The 22808-nt window shown below is 61.6% G+C and carries 21 protein-coding genes; 9 read left to right on the forward strand and 12 right to left on the reverse strand.

Features of this window, described 5'->3' with window-relative positions; translation table 11 throughout:
* Window positions 1–4: 4 nt before the first annotated feature.
* From SJ05684_RS04000 to SJ05684_RS04035, 8 genes are all read right to left on the reverse strand, one after another.
* Complete coding sequence (locus SJ05684_RS04000; RefSeq protein ID WP_034854201.1) at window positions 5–853, reverse strand: carbohydrate ABC transporter permease; 849 nt, start codon at window positions 851–853, stop codon at window positions 5–7.
* Window positions 850–1785 carry a carbohydrate ABC transporter permease gene (locus SJ05684_RS04005; RefSeq protein ID WP_034854200.1) on the reverse strand — a complete coding sequence of 312 codons (936 nt, stop codon included), beginning with the start codon at window positions 1783–1785 and terminating at the stop codon, window positions 850–852. The genes SJ05684_RS04000 and SJ05684_RS04005 overlap by 4 nt, the downstream gene beginning before the upstream one ends.
* The gene (locus SJ05684_RS04010) at window positions 1778–2878 is read right to left on the reverse strand and encodes an ABC transporter ATP-binding protein (RefSeq protein ID WP_034854199.1); all 1101 of its coding nucleotides are present in this window, start codon (window positions 2876–2878) and stop codon (window positions 1778–1780) included. The genes SJ05684_RS04005 and SJ05684_RS04010 overlap by 8 nt, the downstream gene beginning before the upstream one ends.
* Before the next feature lie 226 nt (window positions 2879–3104).
* A complete protein-coding gene (arfA, locus tag SJ05684_RS04015) occupies window positions 3105–4625 on the reverse strand; it encodes an arabinosylfuranosidase ArfA (RefSeq protein WP_034854198.1) in 1521 nt (506 codons plus the stop codon).
* Window positions 4626–4730: 105 nt separating this feature from the next.
* A complete protein-coding gene (locus SJ05684_RS04020; protein WP_034854197.1) occupies window positions 4731–5657 on the reverse strand; it encodes an ArsR/SmtB family transcription factor in 927 nt (308 codons plus the stop codon).
* A 305-nt stretch (window positions 5658–5962) separates the two neighbouring features.
* Window positions 5963–7591, reverse strand: coding sequence for a chaperonin GroEL (gene groL, locus SJ05684_RS04025; RefSeq protein ID WP_034854196.1), 1629 nt, complete (start codon window positions 7589–7591; stop codon window positions 5963–5965).
* A gap of 127 nt (window positions 7592–7718) precedes the next feature.
* Window positions 7719–7937, reverse strand: a complete 219-nt coding sequence (locus SJ05684_RS04030) for a hypothetical protein (RefSeq protein ID WP_034854195.1) — start codon at window positions 7935–7937, stop codon at window positions 7719–7721.
* Window positions 7938–8110: 173 nt separating this feature from the next.
* Entirely contained in the window at window positions 8111–9304 is a 1194-nt protein-coding gene (locus SJ05684_RS04035) for an aq_1923 C-terminal domain (RefSeq protein WP_034854194.1), read from the reverse strand.
* A 409-nt stretch (window positions 9305–9713) separates the two neighbouring features.
* Between SJ05684_RS04035 and parC the strand changes: the two genes are divergently transcribed.
* Together parC and SJ05684_RS04045 are read left to right on the forward strand one after the other, a co-directional pair.
* Entirely contained in the window at window positions 9714–11990 is a 2277-nt protein-coding gene (parC, locus tag SJ05684_RS04040) for a DNA topoisomerase IV subunit A (protein WP_034854193.1), read from the forward strand.
* Window positions 11991–12161: 171 nt separating this feature from the next.
* Window positions 12162–12461: an ArsR/SmtB family transcription factor gene (locus SJ05684_RS04045; RefSeq protein WP_034854192.1), complete on the forward strand. Its 300-nt coding sequence runs from the start codon at window positions 12162–12164 to the stop codon at window positions 12459–12461.
* 105 nt (window positions 12462–12566) lie between these two features.
* On the opposite strand, the gene SJ05684_RS04050 is transcribed toward SJ05684_RS04045, so the two are convergent.
* From SJ05684_RS04050 to hemB, 4 genes are all read right to left on the reverse strand, one after another.
* Window positions 12567–13475 carry a DMT family transporter gene (locus SJ05684_RS04050; RefSeq protein WP_034854191.1) on the reverse strand — a complete coding sequence of 303 codons (909 nt, stop codon included), beginning with the start codon at window positions 13473–13475 and terminating at the stop codon, window positions 12567–12569.
* A 26-nt stretch (window positions 13476–13501) separates the two neighbouring features.
* A complete protein-coding gene (locus SJ05684_RS04055) occupies window positions 13502–14257 on the reverse strand; it encodes an arginyltransferase (RefSeq protein ID WP_034854190.1) in 756 nt (251 codons plus the stop codon).
* 120 nt (window positions 14258–14377) lie between these two features.
* Window positions 14378–14842, reverse strand: coding sequence for an RDD family protein (locus SJ05684_RS04060; protein WP_034854189.1), 465 nt, complete (start codon window positions 14840–14842; stop codon window positions 14378–14380).
* 69 nt (window positions 14843–14911) lie between these two features.
* Window positions 14912–15925, reverse strand: coding sequence for a porphobilinogen synthase (hemB, locus tag SJ05684_RS04065; RefSeq protein WP_034854188.1), 1014 nt, complete (start codon window positions 15923–15925; stop codon window positions 14912–14914).
* A gap of 182 nt (window positions 15926–16107) precedes the next feature.
* On the opposite strand from hemB, the gene SJ05684_RS04070 reads away from it, so the two are divergent.
* The 7 genes from SJ05684_RS04070 to SJ05684_RS04100 all read left to right on the forward strand — a co-directional run bounded on the left by SJ05684_RS04070 (window position 16108) and on the right by SJ05684_RS04100 (window position 22805).
* A complete protein-coding gene (locus SJ05684_RS04070; RefSeq protein WP_034854187.1) occupies window positions 16108–16545 on the forward strand; it encodes a DUF6163 family protein in 438 nt (145 codons plus the stop codon).
* 130 nt (window positions 16546–16675) lie between these two features.
* The gene (gene ldtR / locus SJ05684_RS04075) at window positions 16676–17200 is read left to right on the forward strand and encodes a transcriptional regulator LdtR (RefSeq protein ID WP_034854186.1); all 525 of its coding nucleotides are present in this window, start codon (window positions 16676–16678) and stop codon (window positions 17198–17200) included.
* 436 nt (window positions 17201–17636) lie between these two features.
* Window positions 17637–18968, forward strand: a complete 1332-nt coding sequence (locus SJ05684_RS04080; RefSeq protein ID WP_034854185.1) for a L,D-transpeptidase family protein — start codon at window positions 17637–17639, stop codon at window positions 18966–18968.
* A gap of 181 nt (window positions 18969–19149) precedes the next feature.
* A complete protein-coding gene (gene glyA, locus SJ05684_RS04085; RefSeq protein ID WP_095694203.1) occupies window positions 19150–20445 on the forward strand; it encodes a serine hydroxymethyltransferase in 1296 nt (431 codons plus the stop codon).
* A gap of 12 nt (window positions 20446–20457) precedes the next feature.
* A complete protein-coding gene (gene nrdR / locus SJ05684_RS04090; protein WP_028000007.1) occupies window positions 20458–20931 on the forward strand; it encodes a transcriptional regulator NrdR in 474 nt (157 codons plus the stop codon).
* A 129-nt stretch (window positions 20932–21060) separates the two neighbouring features.
* Entirely contained in the window at window positions 21061–22200 is a 1140-nt protein-coding gene (gene ribD, locus SJ05684_RS04095) for a bifunctional diaminohydroxyphosphoribosylaminopyrimidine deaminase/5-amino-6-(5-phosphoribosylamino)uracil reductase RibD (protein WP_034854183.1), read from the forward strand.
* Window positions 22185–22805 (forward strand): riboflavin synthase, encoded by a 621-nt coding sequence (locus SJ05684_RS04100; RefSeq protein WP_034854182.1) that lies wholly within the window; start codon window positions 22185–22187, stop codon window positions 22803–22805. Before ribD ends, SJ05684_RS04100 begins: the two co-directional genes overlap by 16 nt.
* The last annotated feature ends 3 nt before the right edge of the window (window positions 22806–22808 follow it).

Raw genomic sequence — 22808 nt, forward strand, 5'->3', positions numbered from 1 at the left:
GTCTTCAGCGCACGGCGGCGCCGGAGACGGCCGTCACGATGTATTTCTGGAAGAACAGGTAGAGAATAAGGATCGGCGCGCCTGCGAACACCGCTTGCGACATCAGGAAGCCCAGCCCTTCCGATTGCGCGAAGTTCGTCTGGCTCGAAGCGATGCCGATCGTTAGCGTGTACATTTCCTTCTTCGTGCCGGAGATCAGTGGCCACAAGTAGTCGTTCCACGAAGTCAGAAAGGTGAAGATCCCGAGGGTCGCCTGAGCGGGCAGCGTGAGCGGTAGGAGCACCTTCCAGAAGATCTTGAAGCGGCTGGCATTGTCGAGCAGTGCTGCTTCGTCGAGTTCCTTCGGAATGGCGCGAAAATATTGCGTCATCAGGAACACGCCGAAGGGTGCCGCCAGGCCCGGCAGAATCAGCCCGTGATAGGTGTTGTGAAATTTCAGCCAGCTGAAGAGCTGGTGGCGGGCGATCAGCACCGCCTGCTCTGGAACGGCAAGTCCGAGCAGCACAATGACGAACAGCGTATTGCGAAAAGGAAAGTTCAATCGAGCAAAGCCGTAGCCGGCGAGCGATGAGAGGACCAGCGTGAAGATCGTCAGCGTGCCCGAGACGATCACACTGTTCAGGATCCAGCGGAAGACCGAGGATGTCGCGAGGATATTGATGTAGTTGATGATCGTATACGGCGCATGGAAGACGGAGTTCATATCCGTCATCAACTCCTTGTTGTCCTTGAGCGACATCGCGACGACCCAGGCGATCGGCGCCATCATCAGAAGCGCAAGGCTGATCGCGAGGATCAGGATGATGCGATCGCCGGTTGAGCGCCCGACCATGCCGGAAGAGACGGAGCTCATCCTTCTACTCCCTTTCGACGCGAGATGAAGTACTGCGCGAGCGCTGCGATCATGATCAGGATGAAGAGGATCTCGGATGCTGCGGCGCCAAGCCCGAGATCCCATTTGGTAAAGGCGGCTTCGTAGATATAGAGCACGATCGGCTTCGAGACGTTGTTGGGGCCGCCCTGGGTCATGAGCCGCGCCTGCCCGAAGAGCTGAAACTGCAGGACGATCTCGATGATGATCACCAGGACGAAGGTGCGCCGGATCGAGGGCAGGGTGATGTGCCAAAGTGTGCGCCAGCGGCTCGCATTGTCGAGCGCCGCAGCCTCGTAGATCTCCTGAGGCACCTGCTGCAGGGCTGAGAGAAACAGCATCATCGGCAGGCCGATGCACCACCATACGGTCGCGATCGCAATCCCGATCATTGTCAGCTTCGGATCGGAGAGGAATGCCGGCGCGGTTGCACCGAACCAGCCGTAGATGGTGGCGAGCAGCCCGAAATTGCCGATGAAGACAATGCGCCAGATCAGCGTCACGATCGTCACCGACAGCACCGACGACGAGAAGTATACGGCGCGGAGCGCTGCCGCTGTCTTGGTCTTGCGATTGAGCGCCAGCGCCAGGAAGAGGCCGATGAGGGCAAGCGCGGGAACGGTCAGGAAAACGAAATAAAATGTATTACCGACGGCCTGGAGGAAGATCTTGTCCCTGAAGAGCCGAAGATAATTGTCGAGGCCGACGAACCGCCCGGTACCGAAGGCATCGGCCTTGTGCAGGCTGAGCCAAATTCCCCAGAAGAGCGGCACAACGAGCAGCGTCACGAAAAAGAGGAGGTAGGGCGCGATGAAGATGGCGTTGCGCCAAAGCGGTGCATTGATGTTTTGCACCGCCCGCCGAGCGGCTGCGCTCGCGGTCGAACTGCTGCCGGGGAGGGCCGCCTCAGCCATGGCCCGCCTCCTCATTGTGCCAGGCCCGACCCTCGGTGTTGAAAAGATGGGTGCGGACGCCGTCGAGCGAAAGCGCAATTTCGTCACCGATCGCGGCGCGGCTATTGCCGATATCCTCGGCGACGATGACGCTTCCCTCCTTGAGGCGAGTGTAGAGCAGCGTGCGGTCGCCGAGCCTTTCGATCACGTCGACCTTGCCCGTGGTCGTCGCCGTCCCGCCATTCGCGAGCTTGACCGCCTCGGCGCGAATGCCGAGCGCGTGCTCGCTGCCGTCAATGCCGGCAAGAGGGATCGCAGTCTGGAGTTCGGTCCCGTCCGGCAATCTGGCTCGAACAAAGCCTCCCTGGTTCGAAAGGCTGACTGGCAGGAAGTTCATCGTCGGCGAGCCGACGAAGGTCGCGACGAAGCGGCTTGCCGGCCGCGAATAGATCTCCATCGGCGTGCCGATCTGCTCGACCTTGCGATTGTTCATGACGACAATGCGATCGGCGAGCGTCATCGCCTCGATCTGGTCGTGGGTGACGAAGACCATCGTCGATTTGACGCGGTTGCGAAGCTGCGCGATCTCGACGCGGGTGCGCACGCGCAGCGCCGCATCGAGATTGGAGAGCGGCTCGTCGAATAGGAAGGCCTTCGGCTCCTTGACGATGGCGCGGCCGATCGCGACGCGTTGGCGCTGGCCGCCGGAAAGCTGGCCGGGCTTTCGTTCGAGCAAATGGCTGATCTCCAGCATGCGTGCGGCTTCCGCGACGCGGGCGGAAATGACATCGGCCGGCACGTTGATGTTGCGCAGTCCGAAGGCCATGTTGTCGGCGACGGTCATGTGCGGGTAGAGCGCATAGCTCTGGAACACCATGGCGATGTCGCGCTTTCCCGGTGGCAGATTGTCGATGCGCTGGCCGTTGATTTCGATCGTTCCCTCGTCGACGCTATCGAGACCGGCGATCATGCGCAGAAGCGTTGACTTGCCGCAGCCCGAGGGCCCCAGGAAGACCATGAACTCATTGGCCCTGATCGACAGCGACAGGTCGTCAAGGACGGTCAGCGAGCCGTAGCGCTTGCTGACATTCTGGATGTCGATTTGGGCCGTCATCCTGCCGCTCCGCTCGGGCAGTCAGAACAGGAAAACCTGATAACGTTTGGCCGAAACACGCCGGACGCCTTGATTTTCGCGTCGTTTGGCGAGCCCCGACCCGTCAGCGATAGTGCCAAAACAGAAGCGCTGGCTCCCATCTTCTCCTCCTAGCGGCACGTCGAGCCTGTCCCCGACATTAAATCATACAATTATGCTGTCAACCATTTACGATACATATCAAATATTATGATAGTAATCCTTGCAGTCGAATCATGCGATAGGAGAGGGGCGGAATCCTGGCGCCGAGTCTCCCATCCGAAGCCACGGCACCGTCTCCCTTCCTCGGGACCACGTTGTCCGGCCTTTTGGCCGTGTTGGTGACGTTGATGTCCGAATGGGCGAGCACCTGGTCATCGACAATCGTCAGCGCGCCAAACTCGATCAGGCGGACATCGAGATCGAGCGTTTCCGTGTGGTGCCGGTTGACGATGAAGAAGGTGATGGCTTTTTGGTCCGCGTCGTGGACGGCCGAGACATCGAGATACGGCACGTCGCCGAGACCGTCGACCCGATAGGTCGGGCTGTCGACATGCAGCTTGAGCGCCGTCCCGCGGCCAAAGACCGAGGCGAAATAATAGGGATAGAAGATCGTCTGACGCCAGGCCGGGCCGCCCGGCACCGTCATGATCGGAGCGATGACGTTTACAAGTTGTGCCAGACAGGCGATCTTCACGACGTCGGCGCGGTTGATGAACGTGTTGAGGATGCAGCCGACCTGAAGCACGTCCTCGAAATTGTAATCATCCTCGAGCAGGGCTGGTGCATGCGGCCAGCCATGGGCGCCCGCAAGTGTCGCCTTGTCGCGCTCCTTGGAATGGTACCAGACGTTCCATTCATCGAAAGAGATGTAGATGTCCTTGGTCGAGCGCTTCTTCGCTTTGATATAGGCGATCACGCCGGCGACGGTGCCGATATAGTTGTCGAGCTCGATGCTGCGGGCGAGATAGTTGGCGGTGTTCTTGCCGCGGTTCTCGAAATACATATGCAGCGAGATGTAATCGACCTCGTCGTAGGTGTGATCGAGAACGGTCGCTTCCCACTCGGGGTATGTCGGCATATGCGCATTGGAGGAGCCGCAGACGACGAGCTCGAGCGAACTGTCGAAAGCGCGCATCGCCTTGGCGGTCTCGTGCGCCAGCCTGCCATATTCGTCCGCGGACTTGTGGCCGATCTGCCAGGGGCCGTCCATCTCGTTGCCGAGGCACCAAAGCTTGACGCCCCAGGGTTCGGCGCGGCCATTGGTGCGACGCTTGTCGCTCCATTCGCTGCCGCACGGGTGATTGACGTATTCGAGGAAGTTGCGCGCGTCGTCGAGCCCGCGCGAGCCGAGATTGACGGCGAGCATCATCTCGGTGTTGGCGGCCGCGCACCACTCGGCGAATTCATGGATGCCGACCTGGTTGCTCTCTGAGGTGTGCCAGGCGAGATCGAGGCGGGTCGGCCGGCTCTCCTTCGGCCCGATTCCGTCTTCCCAGTTATAAGCGGAAACGAAATTGCCACCCGGATAGCGGACGATCGGAACCTTGAGTTCCCTGACGAGGTCGATCACGTCCCGGCGCATGCCGTTCTCGTCGGCGGCCGGATGGTCGGGTTCGTAGATGCCGGTGTAGACGGCGCGGCCGAGGTGTTCGATGAAGGAGCCGTAAAGGCGGGGATCGATATCCGAGATAGTATATTTGCTGTGCGCCGTAACCGCAGCCTTCATGCTTCTCCTCCTAGTGAATCATAATCCATGATTCATATCACAAATTGAGATAACTAAGCGGAAGCTTTGACGTTGGTCAAGAGGCGAAATTTGAGCCGTGCGCTCTCAGCGCCTCTGGAGGCGCAACAGGATGTCCTGCCCGTAGTTGCCGAAGCCGCGGCCGAAGATGTTGATACCGCCGGGGTGGCGGGCATTGTCGCGTACGCCGACGCGAAGCCGGATTGAGTGATGTTCTTCGACCTTCAGGTCCGCGAGCTTGACATTGGAGATACGCAGCCCATCGACAAAGGCGCCGTCGTCATTGACCCTGAAGCTCTTGAGCTTGCCGTATTGAGAGCCCTTGAGTTTCCACCAATCGGGCGTGAAAACCCCGCGTTTGTCCCCGAAATCACCCAGAGAGGTCCAGGTGCCGATGTCGACGCCGTTGACAGTCAGCGTAATGTCGGAAGGCCAGTCGGCACTGGTTCCGGGCACTTCCGAGCTCAACTCCATGACGAATTCGACCTCGCGAATGCTGGTATTCGTCAGTCGCGCATTGTTGGGAAACTGATACTCGACATAGCCGCGCGTGAACCAGATGAGTGCCGCCTTCATGCGGTCGGGATCGAGAAACGTGTCGGGGACGTCGAGCAGGCCGATAATGCCGTCGACCGAGCACAGCCCACAAGGGGCGGTCACCTCGACGCTCGTATAGAGCCCGAGTGGCATCGACACTTCGATCGCGTCCGGTTCGGTTTCCTTGATATCATTTTTGAAGACGACAAGGACCTCGTCATAGACGCTGTGGCAGACCTTCTGGTTGCCCTTGCGCGCCTTCTGCGCCTCGGTGCGGATGAGCCCCGCCTCCTCCAGCATCTGAACGTTTGTCGACACGCTCGACTGCGGCATATCGAGAATATCGGCAATCTCGTTGACGTTCAGGGGCCCTTGCTCGTGCAGCAGCTTCAAGACAGCGACCCTTGCGGGGGAGGCCAGCCCTTTCAGAATCGGCATGCCTTCCTCCGGGTCGACGACAAGAAAATTGCGACTCATGGGGCTCCGATCTGATACGAATGACGATCCTGCCGACCTTCTATATCAAAGAATTCGATTTATTCAATTGGACGCCAGCCGGTCCCCGCGAAGACAAGCGCATCGCGATCGCTGGCTTGCCTGACGAGCCCAGGCCCACAGCGCCGCGCGTCTTATCAGACGCGCAAAAGGTCGCTGCAGCACTTTAAATTGCTGCATGTCTTTGTCCCTAGATTAGGAGACATGCAGTAGCCTCTTCGAGGTGTTTGACGGATGGGGACGTGAAAAGGGAGCCTGGCGGCATCCAGGCTCGATAGGCATTTCGTTCAGAAGTCCATGCCCGGTGCCGGTGGCATCGGTGCATGCCCGTCCTTCTTCGGCTTTTCGGCGATCATCGCTTCGGTGGTCACCAAAAGGCCGGCAACGGAGGCTGCGTCCTGCAGCGCCGCGCGCACGACCTTGACCGGGTCGATCACGCCCATTTCGAAGAGGTCGCCGAATTCGTTCGTCTGGGCGTTCCAGCCATAGGAGAAGTCCGCCTTCTCGCGTAGCCGGCCGACGATGATCGATCCTTCGGAGCCGGCATTCTCGGCGATCTGGCGGACCGGTGCCTCGACCGCCCGGCGAACGATTTCGACGCCGACGCGCTGGTCGTCATTGGCCGTGGGCACGCTGCCGAGCACCTTGACCACCCTGAGCAGTGCGACGCCGCCCCCCGGCAGGATGCCTTCTTCGACCGCCGCGCGCGTCGCGTGCAGCGCGTCGTCGACACGGTCCTTCTTTTCCTTCACCTCGATCTCGGTCGAGCCGCCGACACGGATCACCGCGACGCCGCCCGCGAGCTTTGCCAACCGCTCCTGCAGCTTTTCGCGATCATAGTCGGAGGTCGTTTCCTCGATCTGCGCCTTGATCTGGGCGACGCGGCCACGGATATCCTCCTTGCTGCCGGCGCCGTCGACGATGGTCGTGGTCTCTTTCTCGACCATGATGCGCTTCGCCCGTCCGAGCGTGTCCATTGTAACGTTCTCAAGCTTGATGCCGAGATCTTCGGAAACGACGGTGCCGCCGGTGAGGATCGCGATATCCTCCAGCATAGCCTTGCGGCGGTCGCCGAAGCCGGGCGCCTTGACGGCGGCGATCTTCAGTCCGCCGCGGAGCTTGTTGACGACGAGCGTGGCGAGTGCTTCGCCCTCGACGTCTTCGGCGATGATCAGGAGCGGCTTGCCGGCCTGGATCACCGATTCCAGGATCGGAATCATCGCCTGCAGGTTGGAGAGCTTCTTCTCGTGGATCAGGATATAGGCGTCTTCCAGTTCCGCCCGCATCTTCTCCTGATTGGTGATGAAGTAAGGCGAGAGATAGCCTCTATCGAATTCCATGCCCTCGACTACTTCGAGTTCGATTTCGGCGGTCTTGGCCTCTTCGACGGTGATCACCCCTTCATTGCCGACCTTCTCCATCGCCTCGGCGAGATAGCGGCCGATTTCCGCATCGCCATTGGCCGAAATCGTCGCGACTTGAGCGATTTCCTCGTTCTTCGAGACTTTGCGGGCGTGCCCCTTGAGTTCCTTGACGATCGCGTCGACGGCGAGGTCGATACCGCGTTTCAAATCCATCGGGTTCATGCCGGCAGCAACGGCCTTGGCGCCTTCCCGAACGATCGCCTGGGCGAGCACGGTCGCAGTCGTCGTGCCGTCGCCGGCGACGTCGCTCGTCCTCGAGGCCACCTCGCGCAGCATCTGCGCGCCCATGTTCTCGAACTTGTCCTCAAGCTCGATTTCCTTGGCTACGGAGACGCCATCCTTGGTAATCCGCGGCGCGCCGAAGGACTTGTCGATCACGACGTTTCGTCCCTTCGGGCCGAGCGTCACCCGGACGGCATTGGCCATGATATCCACGCCGCGCAGCATGCGGTCGCGAGCATCGGTACTGAACTTGACGTCTTTGGCAGCCATGTGCGCCTCCCTCAACACGGAAACCTTACCGTTCCTCCGCGTCCGGCCGCACAGGCAGCCGGTCCGCACCTTATGGCATTCTCGCCTGGGCCCCGGAAGCAACCCGCTTCGAGGCGTAAACTTGTCCTCACTCTTCGACGTCGTCGGGCGTCAGGATGTCGATCAGCGCCGCAACGCGGCCGGCAGGAAGATGGCGGCCCTCGCCGATAAGGGCCTCGTCATTGTTGACCCAAGCGATTGCTTCGGCAAGCTCACTTGCGGTCGCGCCCGTTGCAAGAAGTTCGGCCATCAGAGTCTCGTCGACCGGGCCGAGGATAGCGGTGATATCCGACTGCTTCAGTCCCATGGCGTACTCCTTCCGTTTCATCGGTCGGGCGATGCACGACTTTCGGCAACCCAGACAATAGATAGGCAGCCGCCTGCATGCATCAAGCGCGCCATCATAGCATCAATTGTCGGGATGAAAAAAAGCCCGGCGCCAGGGCCGGGCTCGAACTTGGTTGTCGGAAGCAGCGGCAATCAGTCGTTCGCTGTCACCTTCACGCCCAGAACGGAGGGAACTGTATTCGGCGCGCCCATGGCCGCGCCGACGATCATCGGGAACGGCACCGGGTTTTCCGGTTCGGCGCTGATGGTCAAGCTCTTCGGGCTGTCGAGATAGGCATTGACGGCCGCAGTCACCTGGTTCTGCAGTTCCGGCAGGTTGAGTTGCGCCATCATGATCGGTACCAGTCCCTTCAGCGACTGCGCCAGTTGCTCGCCGGTGACGCCCTGCTGGCCGCCCGCGAAATCCAGCGCCTTCCTCGTTATCGATGCGTCGTCGAAACGGATCGAGGCGCTGTTGAACGTCAGTTGCTGCATCAGGCCGAGCATGGCAAGGCCCATTGCCTGCTCCGCCTCTTCCTTGTTCGGGTTTGCCTCGGCGGCCTTGACCGCTTCCTGCATCGATTTCAGGAACTCGAGCGTGTAGCCGGAAAAGTCCATCGTGATATTCAGCCGCCCGATATTCTGAAAATCCAGGGCGTATTCCTCGACTGCGAGGTTGCCGCTCTGCAGTTCCCAACTGCCTTTCATGGTGATTTCGCCGTCGATCTGCTCCAGGCCGAGCTTCTCGATCGCTTCCTTCGCCTTGGCGTCGTCCATTTCGGAGAGGTCCGCCTGCACGCCGGCGATCGTGGCATCGAAGTCGAACCCGGCATTGTTCTCCTGCCGCGTCAGATTGCCCTCCATGCTTGCGATGGTGAAGGCCTCCCTGCCTTTCACCGTCAGCACGAGCGGCCCGGTGCTGAACGATTCGTAGAGAAGGATATCGTCTATGGTGTCGCCCGACGGATTGCCGGGGATCTCAAGCCCACCGATGACGATATCCTTGAGGGAGATTGCGTCCTTTCCGTCCGTCGCATCGACGTCGGGAAAGGAGACCGTCTCGGCGTGGTAGCCGCCATCGTCCATTTCCTCGACGCCCTCGAACGTCACCTCGCCAATATTGAGGGATTGGCCGGACTTGGTCGCCACCTGCAGCTTGACGCCCGTGGCGGTGACGGTATCGCCGTCGGCCTCCGCCTTGTCGAAGCTGAGTTTGGACCCGTTGAGTTCGAGGGCGGCGCTCAGCTTCTTCATCATGTCCGCGCCGTCCACGGCAAAGGCCGGGCCGGCAAGCGTAAGAACGGCGGCGCTGGCCATCATCAGGCGGATCGTGCGCGCGTGCATCATGTGGGATTTCCTTTGAAAAAATGATTCGTTGTGAAGTCGTATCCGGAGTTGCCCGTTGCAATCTGAGCGATGTTGGCGCCTTCCGTCAAACCGGTACGGCAATGGCCGCGGAAACGCCGCCGGCGAACCCTCGCCGGCCTTTCCGTACAGGCGCATTCCGATGCGTGCGTTGCGTTTGCGGCACTCGCTCTCCCTCAGTCCCAATCGGTCACGCCCGACCCTAATACGAAACCCGACAAATTTATATTGCCGCCGGATATCATGCGTCATGCATGACGCATCATGCTTTCCGGAAGGTAAGCCGCAATGCCTCCGGGACGAGTGTAAGGCAAGGCGAGGGCGAGGTTCTCCACAGTGCGATTTCCTCGGAATCCTTGCCGCGGCGGGTCCGGTGCGCTAGCAAGGGCATATGGGACAAAGCCTTTTGCCGCCATCTGGCGGGGACGACAACATTCAGCCGGTTGACCTCAAGGCAGCGCTGGAAGAGCGCTATCTCGCCTACGCGCTGTCGACCATCATGCACCGGGCGCTGCCGGATGTCCGCGACGGGTTGAAGCCGGTCCACCGCCGCATCATCCACGCCATGAGCGAGATGGGGCTGAGGCCCAATTCCTCGTTCAAGAAATGCGCGCGCATCGTCGGCGACGTCATCGGTAAGTTCCATCCGCATGGAGACCAGTCCGTCTATGACGCGCTGGTGCGCCTCGCGCAGGATTTCTCCCAGCGCTACCCGGTCGTCGACGGACAGGGCAATTTCGGCAATATCGATGGCGACAACGCTGCCGCCTATCGTTACACCGAAGCCAAGATGACCGAGGTTGCGGCTCTCCTCCTCGAGGGCATCGACCAGGACGCGGTCGACTTCCGCCCGACATACAATGAGGAGGACCAGGAGCCGACGGTGCTTCCCGGCGCCTTCCCCAACCTGCTCGCCAATGGCGCCTCCGGTATCGCCGTCGGCATGGCGACATCGATCCCGCCGCACAATGCGCATGAGCTCTGCGACGCGGCGCTCCATCTCATCCGCCACCCGAATGCGACTGTGGAGGAGCTTCTGTTCGATCCGGCCAATCCTCAGCGCGGCGGGATCGAGGGGCCGGACTTCCCGACCGGCGGTGTCATCGTCGAAAGCCGCGCCAGCGTGATCGAGTCCTACCGCACGGGCCGCGGCGGCTTCCGCGTGCGCGCCCGCTGGAGCGTGGAGGATCTGGGCCGTGGCGGCTATCAGATCGTCGTCACGGAAATCCCCTACCAGGTGCAGAAGTCGCGGCTGATCGAAAAGATCGCCGAGTTGCTCGTGGCGCGCAAGCTGCCGTTGCTCGAGGACGTCCGCGACGAATCGGCCGAAGATGTGCGCGTCGTGCTGGTGCCGAAAAGCCGCACCGTCGATGCCAATATCCTGATGGAGTCGCTCTTCAAACTGACGGAGCTCGAAAGCCGCGTTCCGCTCAATATGAACGTCCTCTCGATGGGCCGGGTGCCGCGCGTGATGGCGCTGAACGAGGTGCTGAGCGAATGGCTGGCGCACCGCCGCGAAGTGCTGCAGCGCCGGTCGCGCCACCGGCTCGCCGCGATCGAACGGCGGCTGGAGATTCTCGGCGGCTATCTTATTGCCTATCTGAACATCGACGAGGTCATCCGCATCATCCGCGAGGAGGATGAGCCGAAGGCCGTGATGATCGAGCGCTTTGGGCTGACGGACGTCCAGGCCGAAGCGATCCTCAATATGCGGCTGCGCTCGTTGCGCAAGCTCGAAGAATTCGAGATCCGCACCGAGTTCGATGCGCTCTCCAAGGAGAAGGCCGAGATCGAAGCTCTTCTCGCCTCGGATGAGAAGCAATGGCAGGCCGTCGCCTGGGAGATCGGCGAGGTCAAGAAGAAGTTCGCCAAGGCGACCGACATCGGCAGGCGGCGCAGCACCTTCGCCGATGCGCCCGAGGCCGACGTCGAGGCCATCCAGCAGGCGATGATCGAGAAGGAACCGATCACCGTCGTCATCTCGGAGAAGGGCTGGATCCGGGCGCTCAAGGGGCACATCTCGGACACGTCCTCATTGCAGTTCAAGGACGGCGACGCTCTGAAGGTCGCGTTTCCCGCGCAGACGACGGACAAGATCCTTATCTTCACCACCGGTGGCAAGGTCTATACGCTCGGCGGCGACAAGCTGCCGGGCGGGCGCGGCCACGGCGAGCCGCTGCGCATCATGGTCGACATGGAAACCGATCAGGATGTGCTGACGGCGCTGGTGCATGATCCGATGCGCAAGCTCATCGTCTCGTCCGCAGCCGGTAACGGCTTCGTCGTCACCGAGAGCGAGATCGTTGCCAATACCCGCAAGGGCAAGCAGGTGATGAATGTCGCCATGCCGGACGAGGCGAAACTCGTGATTCCCGTGAGGGGCGATCACGTCGCGGTCGTCGGCGAAAACCGCAAGATGCTCGTCTTCCCCTTGGTGCAGATCCCGGAAATGGCGCGCGGCAAGGGCGTACGCCTGCAGCGCTACAAGGACGGCGGAATTTCCGACATTCGCTGCTTCGCCATCGCGGACGGCCTCACCTGGGAAGACAGCGCCGGCCGGGTCTTCACCAAGACCAAGGATGAACTGCTCGAATGGCTCGGCGACCGTGCCGGTGCCGGCCGTGTCGTTCCCAAGGGTTTCCCGCGCAGCGGCCGCTTTAGCGGCTGACTGCAAGATTCGGCATCTTGAAATTATAGGTTGCCGCGTCATGTTGAATGACAGCGCCCCCGTCTTTTTCTCGAGGCGGGACTTTCCGGTAGGGGCGCCATCACTCTTTGTTCCATGATTCCTGAAGTCCGACGAGACGCGGGGGATCCTGCGCCCGGAGAGAGGAACGCGATGATTTCGGCCCTTGACGACACCCTGCTGGCGCTCGCCGACCCGACGCGCCGCCGCATACTCGAAGTCCTGCTCGCCGGCGAGGCCTCCGACGCGGATATCGCCACTGCTGTCGGTGTTCGACGGGACGAGCTTTCAATGCATATGAGGATTCTCGAAGAGGCGGAGTTGATTTCTCGGCGCCCGCAGGGCGAAGGCGAGCTTGTCGCAGCCAATCCTGCGCCGCTGGAAATTGCTGCCGAGTGGATCAACACCAACCGCGAACTCTGGGCGATGCGCTCGCAGATGCAGGAGACTTGAGGCGGGCATCTACAGCGCCGCGCGTCTTATCAGACGCGCAAAGGATCGCTGTGTCTGAATCTGCGCATCAAGCCCGAAAATCGGGTAGGATTTCGGGCCGGTGCGCTAACCGGCAAGCGGTAGCTCCGGACAGGAATGCTGCGGCTTTGCCATCTTGCGCATCTGCAGGAGAGAATGGCCGACCAAAGCAAGGACCAGGACCGCACCGCCGGCGAGCGTCTGGTCAGTGGGCGTCTCGGAAAAGACGATCCACACCCAGATCGGTGCCAGCACAGTCTCCAGGAGATAGAACATGCCGACCTCCGGCGCTGAGAGGTAGCGCGGCCCCGTCGCCAGACAGAAGAAGGCGAGGGGGATCACGACGAGACCATTGAAGATAATGTAACCGGGCTCGGCGACGGAGAAGCCGCTGGTCGGCAGGAGAAGGAGAGCGGCGAGTGCGGGAAAGATCGCCGTCGTCAGCGGCACGAGAGCCATGTCCCGACCGCTGGCGCGGCTGACGGTGATGGCGCTTGCCAGCAGGAAGGCGGAGCACGCGGCCATGGCATCCCCGAAGAAGTGGCCGCTTTCGAGGCCGCCCGCGACGATTACTCCGACTCCCAGAAGCATGACGGCCATCGTCAGGAGCGTGGCGCGGGAGGGCCGCTCCTTCAGGAATATCCAGGAGAGCATCGCTGCGAACATCGACGTGAATGCAAGGATGAAGACGACATTCGCGGTCGAGGTATTGAATACGGCAAGCAGGAAGGTGAAGGAGTTGATGCCGTAGAAGAGACCGGCAATGAGACCGGCCTTGCCGGGGATCAGCGCGATTGGCCGGCGCAGCACGCGATTGATGACGAACCAGGCGACAATGGCGATGGCGAAGGTCGATAGGCTGCGCAAGGCGAGCAGCGACCAGACCTCGCCATTCGCCAGGCGGATCAGCGGAATGTCGAAGGAAAGCGCAAGGCCGCCAAGGCCGGTGATGGCAAGACCGCGCCGGTGCCGGGCCGCGTCAGGAGAGGGGCGCAAGATCAGTCCGTGGAGGTTTGTCTGGGTTAGGGATCGCCAGTATAGCGCTCCCAGCCGCGCGCCATAAGATGCTCCTGCGGCAAAAATTTCGTCTTGTAGCCCATTTTCCGAGAGCCCTTGACCCAATAGCCGAGATAGACATGCGGCAGGCTGCGCTCCTTCGCCCTGCGGATGTGGTCGAGGATCATGAAGGTGCCGAGCGATCGGTACGAGAGCGCCGGATCGAAGAAGGAATAGACCATCGACAGCCCGTCGCCCATACGGTCGGTCAGCGCCGTGGCAACGAGCGGACCCCTGGCCCTTTCGCTGATCCCGTCGCCATCGGCCCTTAGCCGGTATTCGATGATGTGCGTGTGGACATGGGTGTCCTCGACCATCATCGCATAGTCGAGCACGGACATATCGGACATGCCGCCCTTCTGGTGGCGGTGGTCCAGATACCGGCGGAAAAGGTTGTATTGCTCGCTCGAAGGCTCGGCCGGGTATTCGGCGGACACGATGTCCCCGTTGCCGGCGAGCACGCGGCGCATCGACCGGGTCGGCGCAAATTCATTGGCGAGGATGCGCACGGAGACGCAAGCGCGACAGGTTTCGCAGGCCGGACGATAGGCGATGTTCTGCGACCGGCGGAAGCCACCCTGCGTCAGGAGATCGTTGAGCTCGGGAGCCCGTTCACCCACCATGTGGGTGAAGACCTTCCGCTCCATTTCGTTCGGCAGGTATGGGCACGCTGCCGGCGCGGTCAGGTAGAATTGTGGAGAAGGTGTGGTCTGCGTGTTCATCGAGCGTGGGAGTCACTCTTCGTGCGGCTGCTCATCGCCATAGGATGGCCGAAGAATAGAAAACGTCAACACACTCGTTCTGCAAAGCGCGAGCAAACTCAGGCGGGCTTGCCCGGGCTATCAGTACATGTCGCGCCGGACCATGACGGTGCCGATCAGAAGATCGTGCAGCAGCCTGCCGCGGTCGGTGAAGAGCCCGAGCAGCAGGATAAGCGGCGTCAACAGCGCATTGGCGATCCAGAAGATCGCCAGGTGCACGATGGCCGTCAGGAAATCCATCGGCCGCCCGTCGGTGCGGGCGATCGCCACGCCCATCACCTTCATCCCCGGGGACGCCTGATCGCGTCCGCCGACAGTGAGCCCGAAATAGAGCATTGCCACCAGCGCGAAGAGGATCGGGTACAGGAAGAAGCCGAGGCCGAGCGTCAGAATGCCGATGAAGAAGACGACCACCGCTGCCGGGATCCAAAGAAGAGCGACGATCACGTAGTCGAGGATGAAGGCAAACACCCGGCGAGAAAGCACGCCCTGATAGGCGCGCCAGTCCTGGCTAGGAAGTCGGAGTTCTTGATCGTGCATGCTCATTTCAGTCCTCGCATCGTTCCCGATTCATATGGGGAACGATTTCGACAAAACAATGCGCGGTCGACCGGGTCACCGCTTTGCGAGGATCTTCGCCGCCTCGACGGCGAAATAGCTGAGGATGCCGTCGCAGCCCGCTCGCTTGAAGGCGAGCAACGTTTCGAGCATTACCCGTTCTCCGTCGATCCAGCCATTGGCGGCGGCTGCCTTGATCTGCGTGTATTCGCCCGAGACCTGATAGGCGAAGACCGGCAGGCCGAAGGCCTCCTTCATTCGCCAGCAGATGTCGAGATAGGCAAGCCCCGGCTTGACCATCAGCATGTCGGCGCCCTCTTCGACGTCCAGCGCGGCGTCGCGAATTGCCTCGGTGCCGTTGGCCGGGTCGATATAGTAGGACTTCTTGTCGCCCTTGAGCAGTCCGCCGGTGCCGATCGCCTCGCGATAGGGGCCATAAAAGGCGGAGGCGAATTTCGTAGCATAGGACATGATACCGACATTCTGGTGCCCGCTCGCATCGAGCGCCTCGCGGATCGCGCCGATCCGCCCGTCCATCATCTCGGAGGGGGCGATGATGTCGGACCCTGCATTCGCCTGGATCACGGCCGCCCTGGCGATCGTCTCCACTGTCTCGTCATTGACGATCTCGCCGTCGCGCAGGATGCCGTCGTGACCGTGGCTGGTGAAGGGATCAAGTGCCACGTCGGTGATGACGCCGATATTGGGGACGGCCTTCTTGATCGCCCGCGTCGCCCGGTTGATGAGGTTGTCGGGCGCGAGGCTGTGCGAGCCGGTCTCGTCGCGCAGCGCCACGTCGATATTGGGGAAGGTGGCGATGGCCGGAATGCCGAGATCGGCCGCCTCCTTCGCCGCCTCGACCGCCCTGTCGACGCTCATTCGGTTGACTCCCGGCATCGCATCGATCGGCTCGACGATGCCATTGCCCGGGACGATGAAGATCGGCCAGATGAGGTCGTCGATGGTGAGGCGGTTTTCCTGCACCAGCCGGCGCGACCAGTCCGCCTTGCGGTTGCGGCGCATGCGGCGGTGCCCGGTGATCCTGTCCACAAGATTTGTGCTGTCGTTCATCGCGCTTGGCGCCTTTCCTTCGTCTCTGTCCGTGAAGGCGGTTTATCACGCGCCTGACCGGGTTGAAAACCGCATTGCGAGCCGCGTGCCTGCGGCATTTTTCGTTTGCAGACGTGTGACCGGAGCCGCCTTCCCGTCCTTCGCGCTGGTGCACCGAAGGCGCTCGGCCTATCTTGCCGCCCATGCTTCATGATTCTCAGCATGTGCCGAAGCCATCGCTTGCCGAAATTCTTTTCGGCTGGTTTCTGCGCATGGTGTCCGTCGCCTGTTTCTGGTTCGCGCTCGAATACTGGGCGATGCTGATCGGCTTTTCCCATGGCGGTGCCGGCCGTTTCGATCTTTTGCCGCCTCAATGGCGCGCCGCCGCGACGGCACTTGCCGTGGTCTATCCGGTCGCGGCCATCGGGCTGTGGCTGTTCGTCTCCTGGGGCCCGGTGGTCTGGGTCCTCGCCGCCGCGGTCGAAATCGCGATGTACGAGTTCTATCCGGGCATTTTCGGCACGCGACCGCTCCTGCTCCTGCTGCACGGGAGTGTCGCCGTCACGTTCGTTCTCTTTCGTGCCGTGCTTTTTTACCAGCGGCTGCGCCAGGCGCGGAAGGTAAGGGTTGATTCACCCTGAGACAGGCTCCGCCCATGGTAAGTACATGTTAAGGCTGCGGTTTAAGTAGAATTTTATACGTATTCGATAGGGTCTCACTCAAGGCGGGAAAACAAAGAGACACCGCCAAACGAAACAGTGAGGCACGAAAATGAACACGAAAATGAAGCCGCAGGCCGCAGCGCCCAAAGCCCCCCAAAGCGATCTCCAGGACGAGACGATCCGTGGTCTCTATCTGGAATCCCTTCACCTCGTCGAGCGTCTGCATCGGCGCCTGCTGGACGTCATCAAGGACGAGTTCGATCGCCAGGGGCGCAGCGACGTCAACGCCGTCCAAGCGCTCTTGCTCTTCAATATCGGCAATTCAGAACTGACCGCCGGCGAGCTTCGTTCCCGTGGTTACTATCTCGGCTCGAACGTTTCCTACAATGTGAAGAAGCTCGTCGATCTTGGTCTCATCAACCACCAACGCTCCCGCGTCGACCGCCGTTCGGTTCGCATCAGCCTGACGGAGGAGGGCCAGGAGATCGCCGAAACCGTCGCCAAGCTCTACGAGCGTCATATCGGCTCGATCGACAAGGTCGGCGGCATCGGCTCCGAGGAGTTCACACAGATGAACAAGCTCCTGCAGCGCCTGGATCGCTTCTGGAACGACAGTATCATGTATCGCCTCTGATCAGGCGATAACCCACCCTCCAGCATCAAAGGTCGGGCACAATCCCTGCGTGTCCGACCTTTGCTGAATCTTGCCGCACCGATTGCTGCATCCCTCCGCCGAGCCCGTCCCCATTGGGGCGCCGAGACACGAATTGGCCATATTGCTGTGACAGCGACGCAGGCATGCGGCAGGTCTCGTTAACGACTGCGATTCTTCGCCATTCTCCGGCCGGCATGGCTCTCGCTCGCATGATCGTGAGGGGGCTAGAGGCCGGATGGGGCTTGCGGGTTAACCTTTGTTAACCATGTTCATGCTACTGCATGCCTGCTTGAATCGGCCTCGTTCAAGCAGACATGCAGCAGTTCAAGGGCGGCAGGGCCGTTGCGCGTCTGAAGGATGCGCGGCGCTGCAGCGCTCGGGCAGCGCGTTTCGACGCATTGAGATGGTAGGGACTATGTCGAAAAAGAACGGAATTGATGCTCACTCGCGTCGCGCATTTCTGCGCTCGGCCGTAACGTTCGGTGCCGCGGCATGGGCGGGGTCTGCCTATGCGCAGACGGCGCTGGACGAGCTCATCAATTCGCCGCGCCGCGGCTCCTGGGACGACCAGTTCGACGCAAAGGCCTCGCGCACGGCGACGGCAGTCCTCTCCAACACGCCGGTCTTCGGACCGGAGACGATCGCGCATGTTCAGCAGGCGATCTTCGACTATCAGCAGATCGTCGCCGCCGGCGGCTGGCCGATGGTCACGCCCCCGTCGACGGTGCGGTTGGAACTCGGGGCCAACGACCCCGCCGTCCAGCAATTGCGGCAACGCCTGATGATCTCCGGGGACCTGCCGCGCGCGGCCGGCATTTCCTCCGCGTTCGATTCCTACGTCGACGGCGCGGTCAAGCGCTTCCAGGCACGTCACGGGCTGCCGGCGGACGGCGTGATCGGTGAGTTCACGCTGAAGGCGCTCAACGTCGACGCCACAACCCGGCTGGCACAGCTCGAGACCAACCTCGTGCGGTTGCAGTCCATGTCGGGCGATCTCGGCCGGCGCTATGTCATGGTCAATATCCCCGCGGCCTATATCGAGGCGGTCGAAAACGGCCGCGTCGCGCTGCGCCACACCGCCGTCGTCGGCAAGATCGACCGGCAGTCGCCGATCCTCAATTCTAAGATCTACGAGGTCATCCTCAATCCCTATTGGACCGCGCCGCGTTCGATCGTCCAGAAGGACATCATGCCGCTGATGCGCAAGGATCCGACCTATCTCGAGCGCAATGCGATTCGCCTCTTGGATGCCAGCGGCAATGAGGTTTCGCCGGAAACGGTGGACTGGAACGCGGAAAAGGCGCCGAACCTGATGTTCCGGCAGGATCCGGGCAAGATCAACGCGATGTCCTCGACGAAGATCAACTTCCATAACGAGCACGCGGTCTATATGCACGATACCCCGCAGCAGGGCCTGTTCAACAAGCTTATGCGCTTCGAATCCTCCGGCTGCGTACGCGTGCAGAACGTGCGTGACCTTTCGACCTGGCTGCTCAAGGAAACGCCGGGCTGGTCCCGCCAGCAGATCGAATCGACGATCAAATCGGGCGTCAACACGCCGATCAAGCTCGCCGAAGAGGTGCCGGTCTATTTCACCTACGTCACTGCCTGGTCGGCGAAGGATCGCGTGGTCCAGTTCCGCGACGATATCTACCAGCGCGACGGCGCGGCCGAACTCGCCCTGCAGACTACGACGGGAATCGAGCAATCGGCCGGCCCGATCGACGCGGACGCCTTGCCGCAATAAGCAAATCCTTTCTTTCATCCATAAGGCCGCGCCTCTTCCAAGGGGCGCGGCTTCGTATGAGTTATGCCTTGAAATTTGTGCGCCCCGGAAGGTGGAAATGGCGCAATCCGCATAGCGGATATTGCCCTCGCCGTGCGAGGAAGATAAAGGAACACCCACCCTTGAGAGGAGCCTCGAGCCGATGCTTGCACAAACCAACGACGCCTTTTTCACCCGCTCTCTCGCCGATAGCGATCCGGAAATCTTCGGTGCGATCGAGAAGGAACTCGGCCGCCAGCGCCATGAGATCGAACTGATCGCCTCCGAAAACATCGTTTCGCGCGCCGTGCTCGAGGCCCAGGGCTCGATCATGACGAATAAATACGCCGAGGGCTATCCGGGCAAACGCTATTACGGCGGCTGCCAGTTCGTCGACATCGCCGAGGAACTCGCGATCGAGCGCGCCAAGAAGCTCTTCGGCGTCAATTTCGCCAACGTGCAGCCGAATTCGGGCTCGCAGATGAATCAGGCGGTGTTCCTGGCGCTGCTGCAGCCGGGCGACACCTTCATGGGCCTCGACCTCAATTCCGGCGGTCACCTCACCCATGGTTCGCCGGTCAACATGTCGGGCAAGTGGTTCAACGTCGTTTCTTACGGCGTGCGCGAAGGCGACCATCTGCTGGACATGGACGACGTTGCCGAGAAGGCGCGCAAGCACAAGCCGAAGCTGATCATCGCCGGCGGAACCGCCTATTCGCGCATCTGGGACTGGAAGCGCTTCCGTGAAATTGCCGACGAGGTCGGTGCCTGGCTGATGGTCGACATGGCGCATATCGCCGGTCTCGTTGCAGGCGGCCAGCATCCTTCGCCGTTCCCGCATTGCCATGTCGCGACCACGACCACGCACAAGTCGCTGCGCGGTCCTCGCGGCGGCATGATTCTCAGCAATGACGAGGAGATCGCCAAGAAGATCAACTCGGCCGTCTTCCCGGGCCTGCAAGGCGGTCCGCTGATGCATGTGATCGCTGCCAAGGCCGTCGCTTTCGGTGAAGCTCTGCAGCCCTCCTTCAAGGAATATTCGGCACAGATCGTCAAGAACGCCCGCACCCTTGCCGAAACGCTGAAGGCCAACGGTCTCGATATCGTCTCGGGCGGTACCGACAATCACCTGATGCTGGTGGACCTGCGCAAGAAGAACGCGACGGGCAAGCGTGCCGAAGCCGCGCTCGGCCGCGCCTTCATCACCTGCAACAAGAACGGCATCCCCTTCGACCCGGAAAAGCCCTTCGTCACCTCGGGCGTGCGCCTCGGCGCGCCGGCCGGCACGACGCGCGGCTTCAAGGAGGCGGAATTCAAGGAAATCGGCGAGCTCATCGTCGAAGTCCTCGATGGCCTCAAGGTTGCAAATTCCGACGAGGGCAATGCCCCCGTCGAAGCGGCCGTCCGCGAGAAGGTGGTAAAGCTCACCGATCGCTTCCCCATGTACAGCTACATGTAATCGGAAGGCCGCATGCGCTGCCCCTATTGTGGTTCAGAAGACAGCCAGGTGAAGGACTCCCGTCCGGCCGAGGACGGGAACGCCATTCGCCGCCGCCGCATCTGCCCGGATTGCGGCGGCCGGTTCACGACCTTCGAGCGGGTGCAGCTGCGCGAGTTGATGATCATCAAGAAGACCGGTCGGAAGGTGCCTTTCGACCGGGACAAGCTTTTGCGATCCTTCGAGATCGCGCTCAGGAAGCGCCCGGTCGACCGTGACCGGATCGAGCGGGCGGTGTCCGGCATTGTCCGCCGTCTGGAGAGCTCCGGAGAGACGGAGATCCACTCGGAGGAAATCGGCCTCCAGGTGCTCGAGGCCCTGAAAAGTTTGGACGACGTCGCCTTCGTCCGCTACGCCTCCGTCTATCGCGATTTTTCCCACGCCGAAGATTTCGAGAAGGTGATCGCGGAGATCAGCGCCAAGATCGCGCGCGATCCCGGGGAATAGCCTAAGCAGATTTTTTGTTGGGCACACCCACGACGGTCTGCTTGGATTTGCTTTGTTTGCCGCAGGTCCTGATCGCAAAACCGTGGGATACTTTCGCGGGACCTGCTTTGGAGGCGGAGAGGAAGGCGCATGAACGAGCCGGTGCATGAAGACGAAAGATTCATGGCGGCGGCGCTGCGTCTCGCTCGGCAGAACGTCGGCCTCACGTCTACCAACCCATCCGTCGGCTGCGTGATCGTCAAGAACGGTGTGATCGTCGGCCGCGCCGCGACGGCGCCGGGCGGACGCCCCCATGCGGAGACGCAGGCGCTTGCGGAGGCCGGCAAAGAGGCGAGGGGGGCAACGGCCTACGTCACCCTCGAACCCTGTTCGCATCACGGCAGAACGCCGCCTTGTGCCGACGCGCTCGTCGCCGCAGGCGTGGCCCGCGTCGTCGTTTGCATTCTCGACCCCGACGAACGTGTCGCTGGGCGCGGCGTGGTGAGGCTGCGCGAGGCTGGCGTCGATGTCGATCTCGGCATTCTGAGTGAGGAGGGCGAGCGGGTGCTGGAGGGTTATCTCATGCGTCAGCGCAACAAACGCCCGCATGTGATTCTGAAACTTGCCGTTTCCTCCGACGGCATGATCGGTAAGGAGGGGGAGGGTCAGGTCAGAATCACCGGCGCGATCTCCCGTGCGCAGGTACAGGTCCTGCGCGCCGAAACCGACGCGATCCTTGTCGGTGTCGGTACGGCCAGTGCCGATGATCCGAAACTGACGGTGCGGCTCGGCGGTCTTGAGAAGCGCTCCCCCGTTCGCATCGTGCTCGACCGGCGCCTGGAACTGCCGATCGAGTCGAAATTGGTGCGCTCGGCACGCGACGTGCCGCTCATCGTGGTGGCGGACGATGCCAGTTTCCCTTCTTCCCGTGAGGGGGGCGAGGCGGGGAGAAGGGGCGATTATCCCGCTCGCCGAGCCGCGCTGGAGTCGGCCGGCGTCGAGGTCATCGGTGCGGACTCCATAGCCGACCTTCTGACGGCACTCGCCTCCCGTGGCATTTCTTCGCTCCTGGTCGAGGGCGGCGCCCGTGCCGCTCGCGATTTTCTCGTTGCCGATCTGGTCGACCGCATCCTGCTCTTTACCGGTCCGGCAGCCATTGGCGACAGGGGCATCAGATCACCATTTGAACGGACGTCCGTTCCGCCCGGCTTTACGCTCCGGCGTACAGCGCGTTACGGTGACGACATTTTCGAGGAATACGAGAGAGATACCGGATGTTCACAGGCATAATCACCGACATCGGCACGGTTGAGAAGGTCACGCCGCTTAGCGAGGGGATCAAGCTTCGCGTCGCCACCAATTACGATCCTCAGACGATCGACATGGGCGCCTCCATAGCCCATGCCGGCGTGTGTCTGACGGTGACGGGACTGCCGGCGGCCGGCAGCAACGGGCGCTGGTTCGAAGCCGAGGCATGGGAGGAGGCGCTGAGGCTCACGACCATCGGCGCTTGGCGGGAGGGCACCCGAATCAATCTCGAGCGGTCGCTGAGAATCGGCGACGAGCTTGGCGGTCATATCGTCTCCGGCCATGTCGACGGCGTCGCGGAGATCCTTGCCGTGGAGCAGGAAGGCGACGCCGTGCGCTTCCGGCTGCGAGTGCCGGACCACCTTGCCCGTTTCGTCGCGCCGAAGGGGTCAGTGGCGCTCGACGGCACTTCGCTCACCGTCAACAAGGTCGACGGCGCCGAGTTCGATGTGCTGTTGATCCGCCACTCGCTCGAAGTCACCACTTGGGGAGAGCGCGAGGCCGGGGATCTCGTCAATTTCGAGGTCGATACGATGGCCCGCTATGCGGCGCGCCTGGCGGAGTTTCCCGCTCCGAAGCCGGAGTGATTG

It is taken from the genome of Sinorhizobium sojae CCBAU 05684, from assembly GCF_002288525.1.
GTDB lineage: Bacteria > Pseudomonadota > Alphaproteobacteria > Rhizobiales > Rhizobiaceae > Sinorhizobium > Sinorhizobium sojae.

Excerpts from the sequence above, each read along its gene's own strand:
- SJ05684_RS04000 (WP_034854201.1), bottom strand. The coding sequence starts at position 853 with ATGAGCTCCGTCTCTTCCGGCATGGTCGGGCGCTCAACCGGCGATCGC.
- SJ05684_RS04005 (WP_034854200.1), bottom strand. The coding sequence starts at position 1,785 with ATGGCTGAGGCGGCCCTCCCCGGCAGCAGTTCGACCGCGAGCGCAGCC.
- SJ05684_RS04010 (WP_034854199.1), bottom strand. The coding sequence starts at position 2,878 with ATGACGGCCCAAATCGACATCCAGAATGTCAGCAAGCGCTACGGCTCG.
- arfA (WP_034854198.1), bottom strand. The coding sequence starts at position 4,625 with ATGAAGGCTGCGGTTACGGCGCACAGCAAATATACTATCTCGGATATC.
- SJ05684_RS04020 (WP_034854197.1), bottom strand. The coding sequence starts at position 5,657 with ATGAGTCGCAATTTTCTTGTCGTCGACCCGGAGGAAGGCATGCCGATT.
- groL (WP_034854196.1), bottom strand. The coding sequence starts at position 7,591 with ATGGCTGCCAAAGACGTCAAGTTCAGTACCGATGCTCGCGACCGCATG.
- SJ05684_RS04030 (WP_034854195.1), bottom strand. The coding sequence starts at position 7,937 with ATGGGACTGAAGCAGTCGGATATCACCGCTATCCTCGGCCCGGTCGAC.
- SJ05684_RS04035 (WP_034854194.1), bottom strand. The coding sequence starts at position 9,304 with ATGATGCACGCGCGCACGATCCGCCTGATGATGGCCAGCGCCGCCGTT.
- parC (WP_034854193.1), top strand. The coding sequence starts at position 9,714 with ATGGGACAAAGCCTTTTGCCGCCATCTGGCGGGGACGACAACATTCAG.
- SJ05684_RS04045 (WP_034854192.1), top strand. The coding sequence starts at position 12,162 with ATGATTTCGGCCCTTGACGACACCCTGCTGGCGCTCGCCGACCCGACG.
- SJ05684_RS04055 (WP_034854190.1), bottom strand. The coding sequence starts at position 14,257 with ATGAACACGCAGACCACACCTTCTCCACAATTCTACCTGACCGCGCCG.
- SJ05684_RS04060 (WP_034854189.1), bottom strand. The coding sequence starts at position 14,842 with ATGAGCATGCACGATCAAGAACTCCGACTTCCTAGCCAGGACTGGCGC.
- hemB (WP_034854188.1), bottom strand. The coding sequence starts at position 15,925 with ATGAACGACAGCACAAATCTTGTGGACAGGATCACCGGGCACCGCCGC.
- SJ05684_RS04070 (WP_034854187.1), top strand. The coding sequence starts at position 16,108 with ATGCTTCATGATTCTCAGCATGTGCCGAAGCCATCGCTTGCCGAAATT.
- ldtR (WP_034854186.1), top strand. The coding sequence starts at position 16,676 with ATGAACACGAAAATGAAGCCGCAGGCCGCAGCGCCCAAAGCCCCCCAA.
- SJ05684_RS04080 (WP_034854185.1), top strand. The coding sequence starts at position 17,637 with ATGTCGAAAAAGAACGGAATTGATGCTCACTCGCGTCGCGCATTTCTG.
- glyA (WP_095694203.1), top strand. The coding sequence starts at position 19,150 with ATGCTTGCACAAACCAACGACGCCTTTTTCACCCGCTCTCTCGCCGAT.
- nrdR (WP_028000007.1), top strand. The coding sequence starts at position 20,458 with ATGCGCTGCCCCTATTGTGGTTCAGAAGACAGCCAGGTGAAGGACTCC.
- ribD (WP_034854183.1), top strand. The coding sequence starts at position 21,061 with ATGAACGAGCCGGTGCATGAAGACGAAAGATTCATGGCGGCGGCGCTG.
- SJ05684_RS04100 (WP_034854182.1), top strand. The coding sequence starts at position 22,185 with ATGTTCACAGGCATAATCACCGACATCGGCACGGTTGAGAAGGTCACG.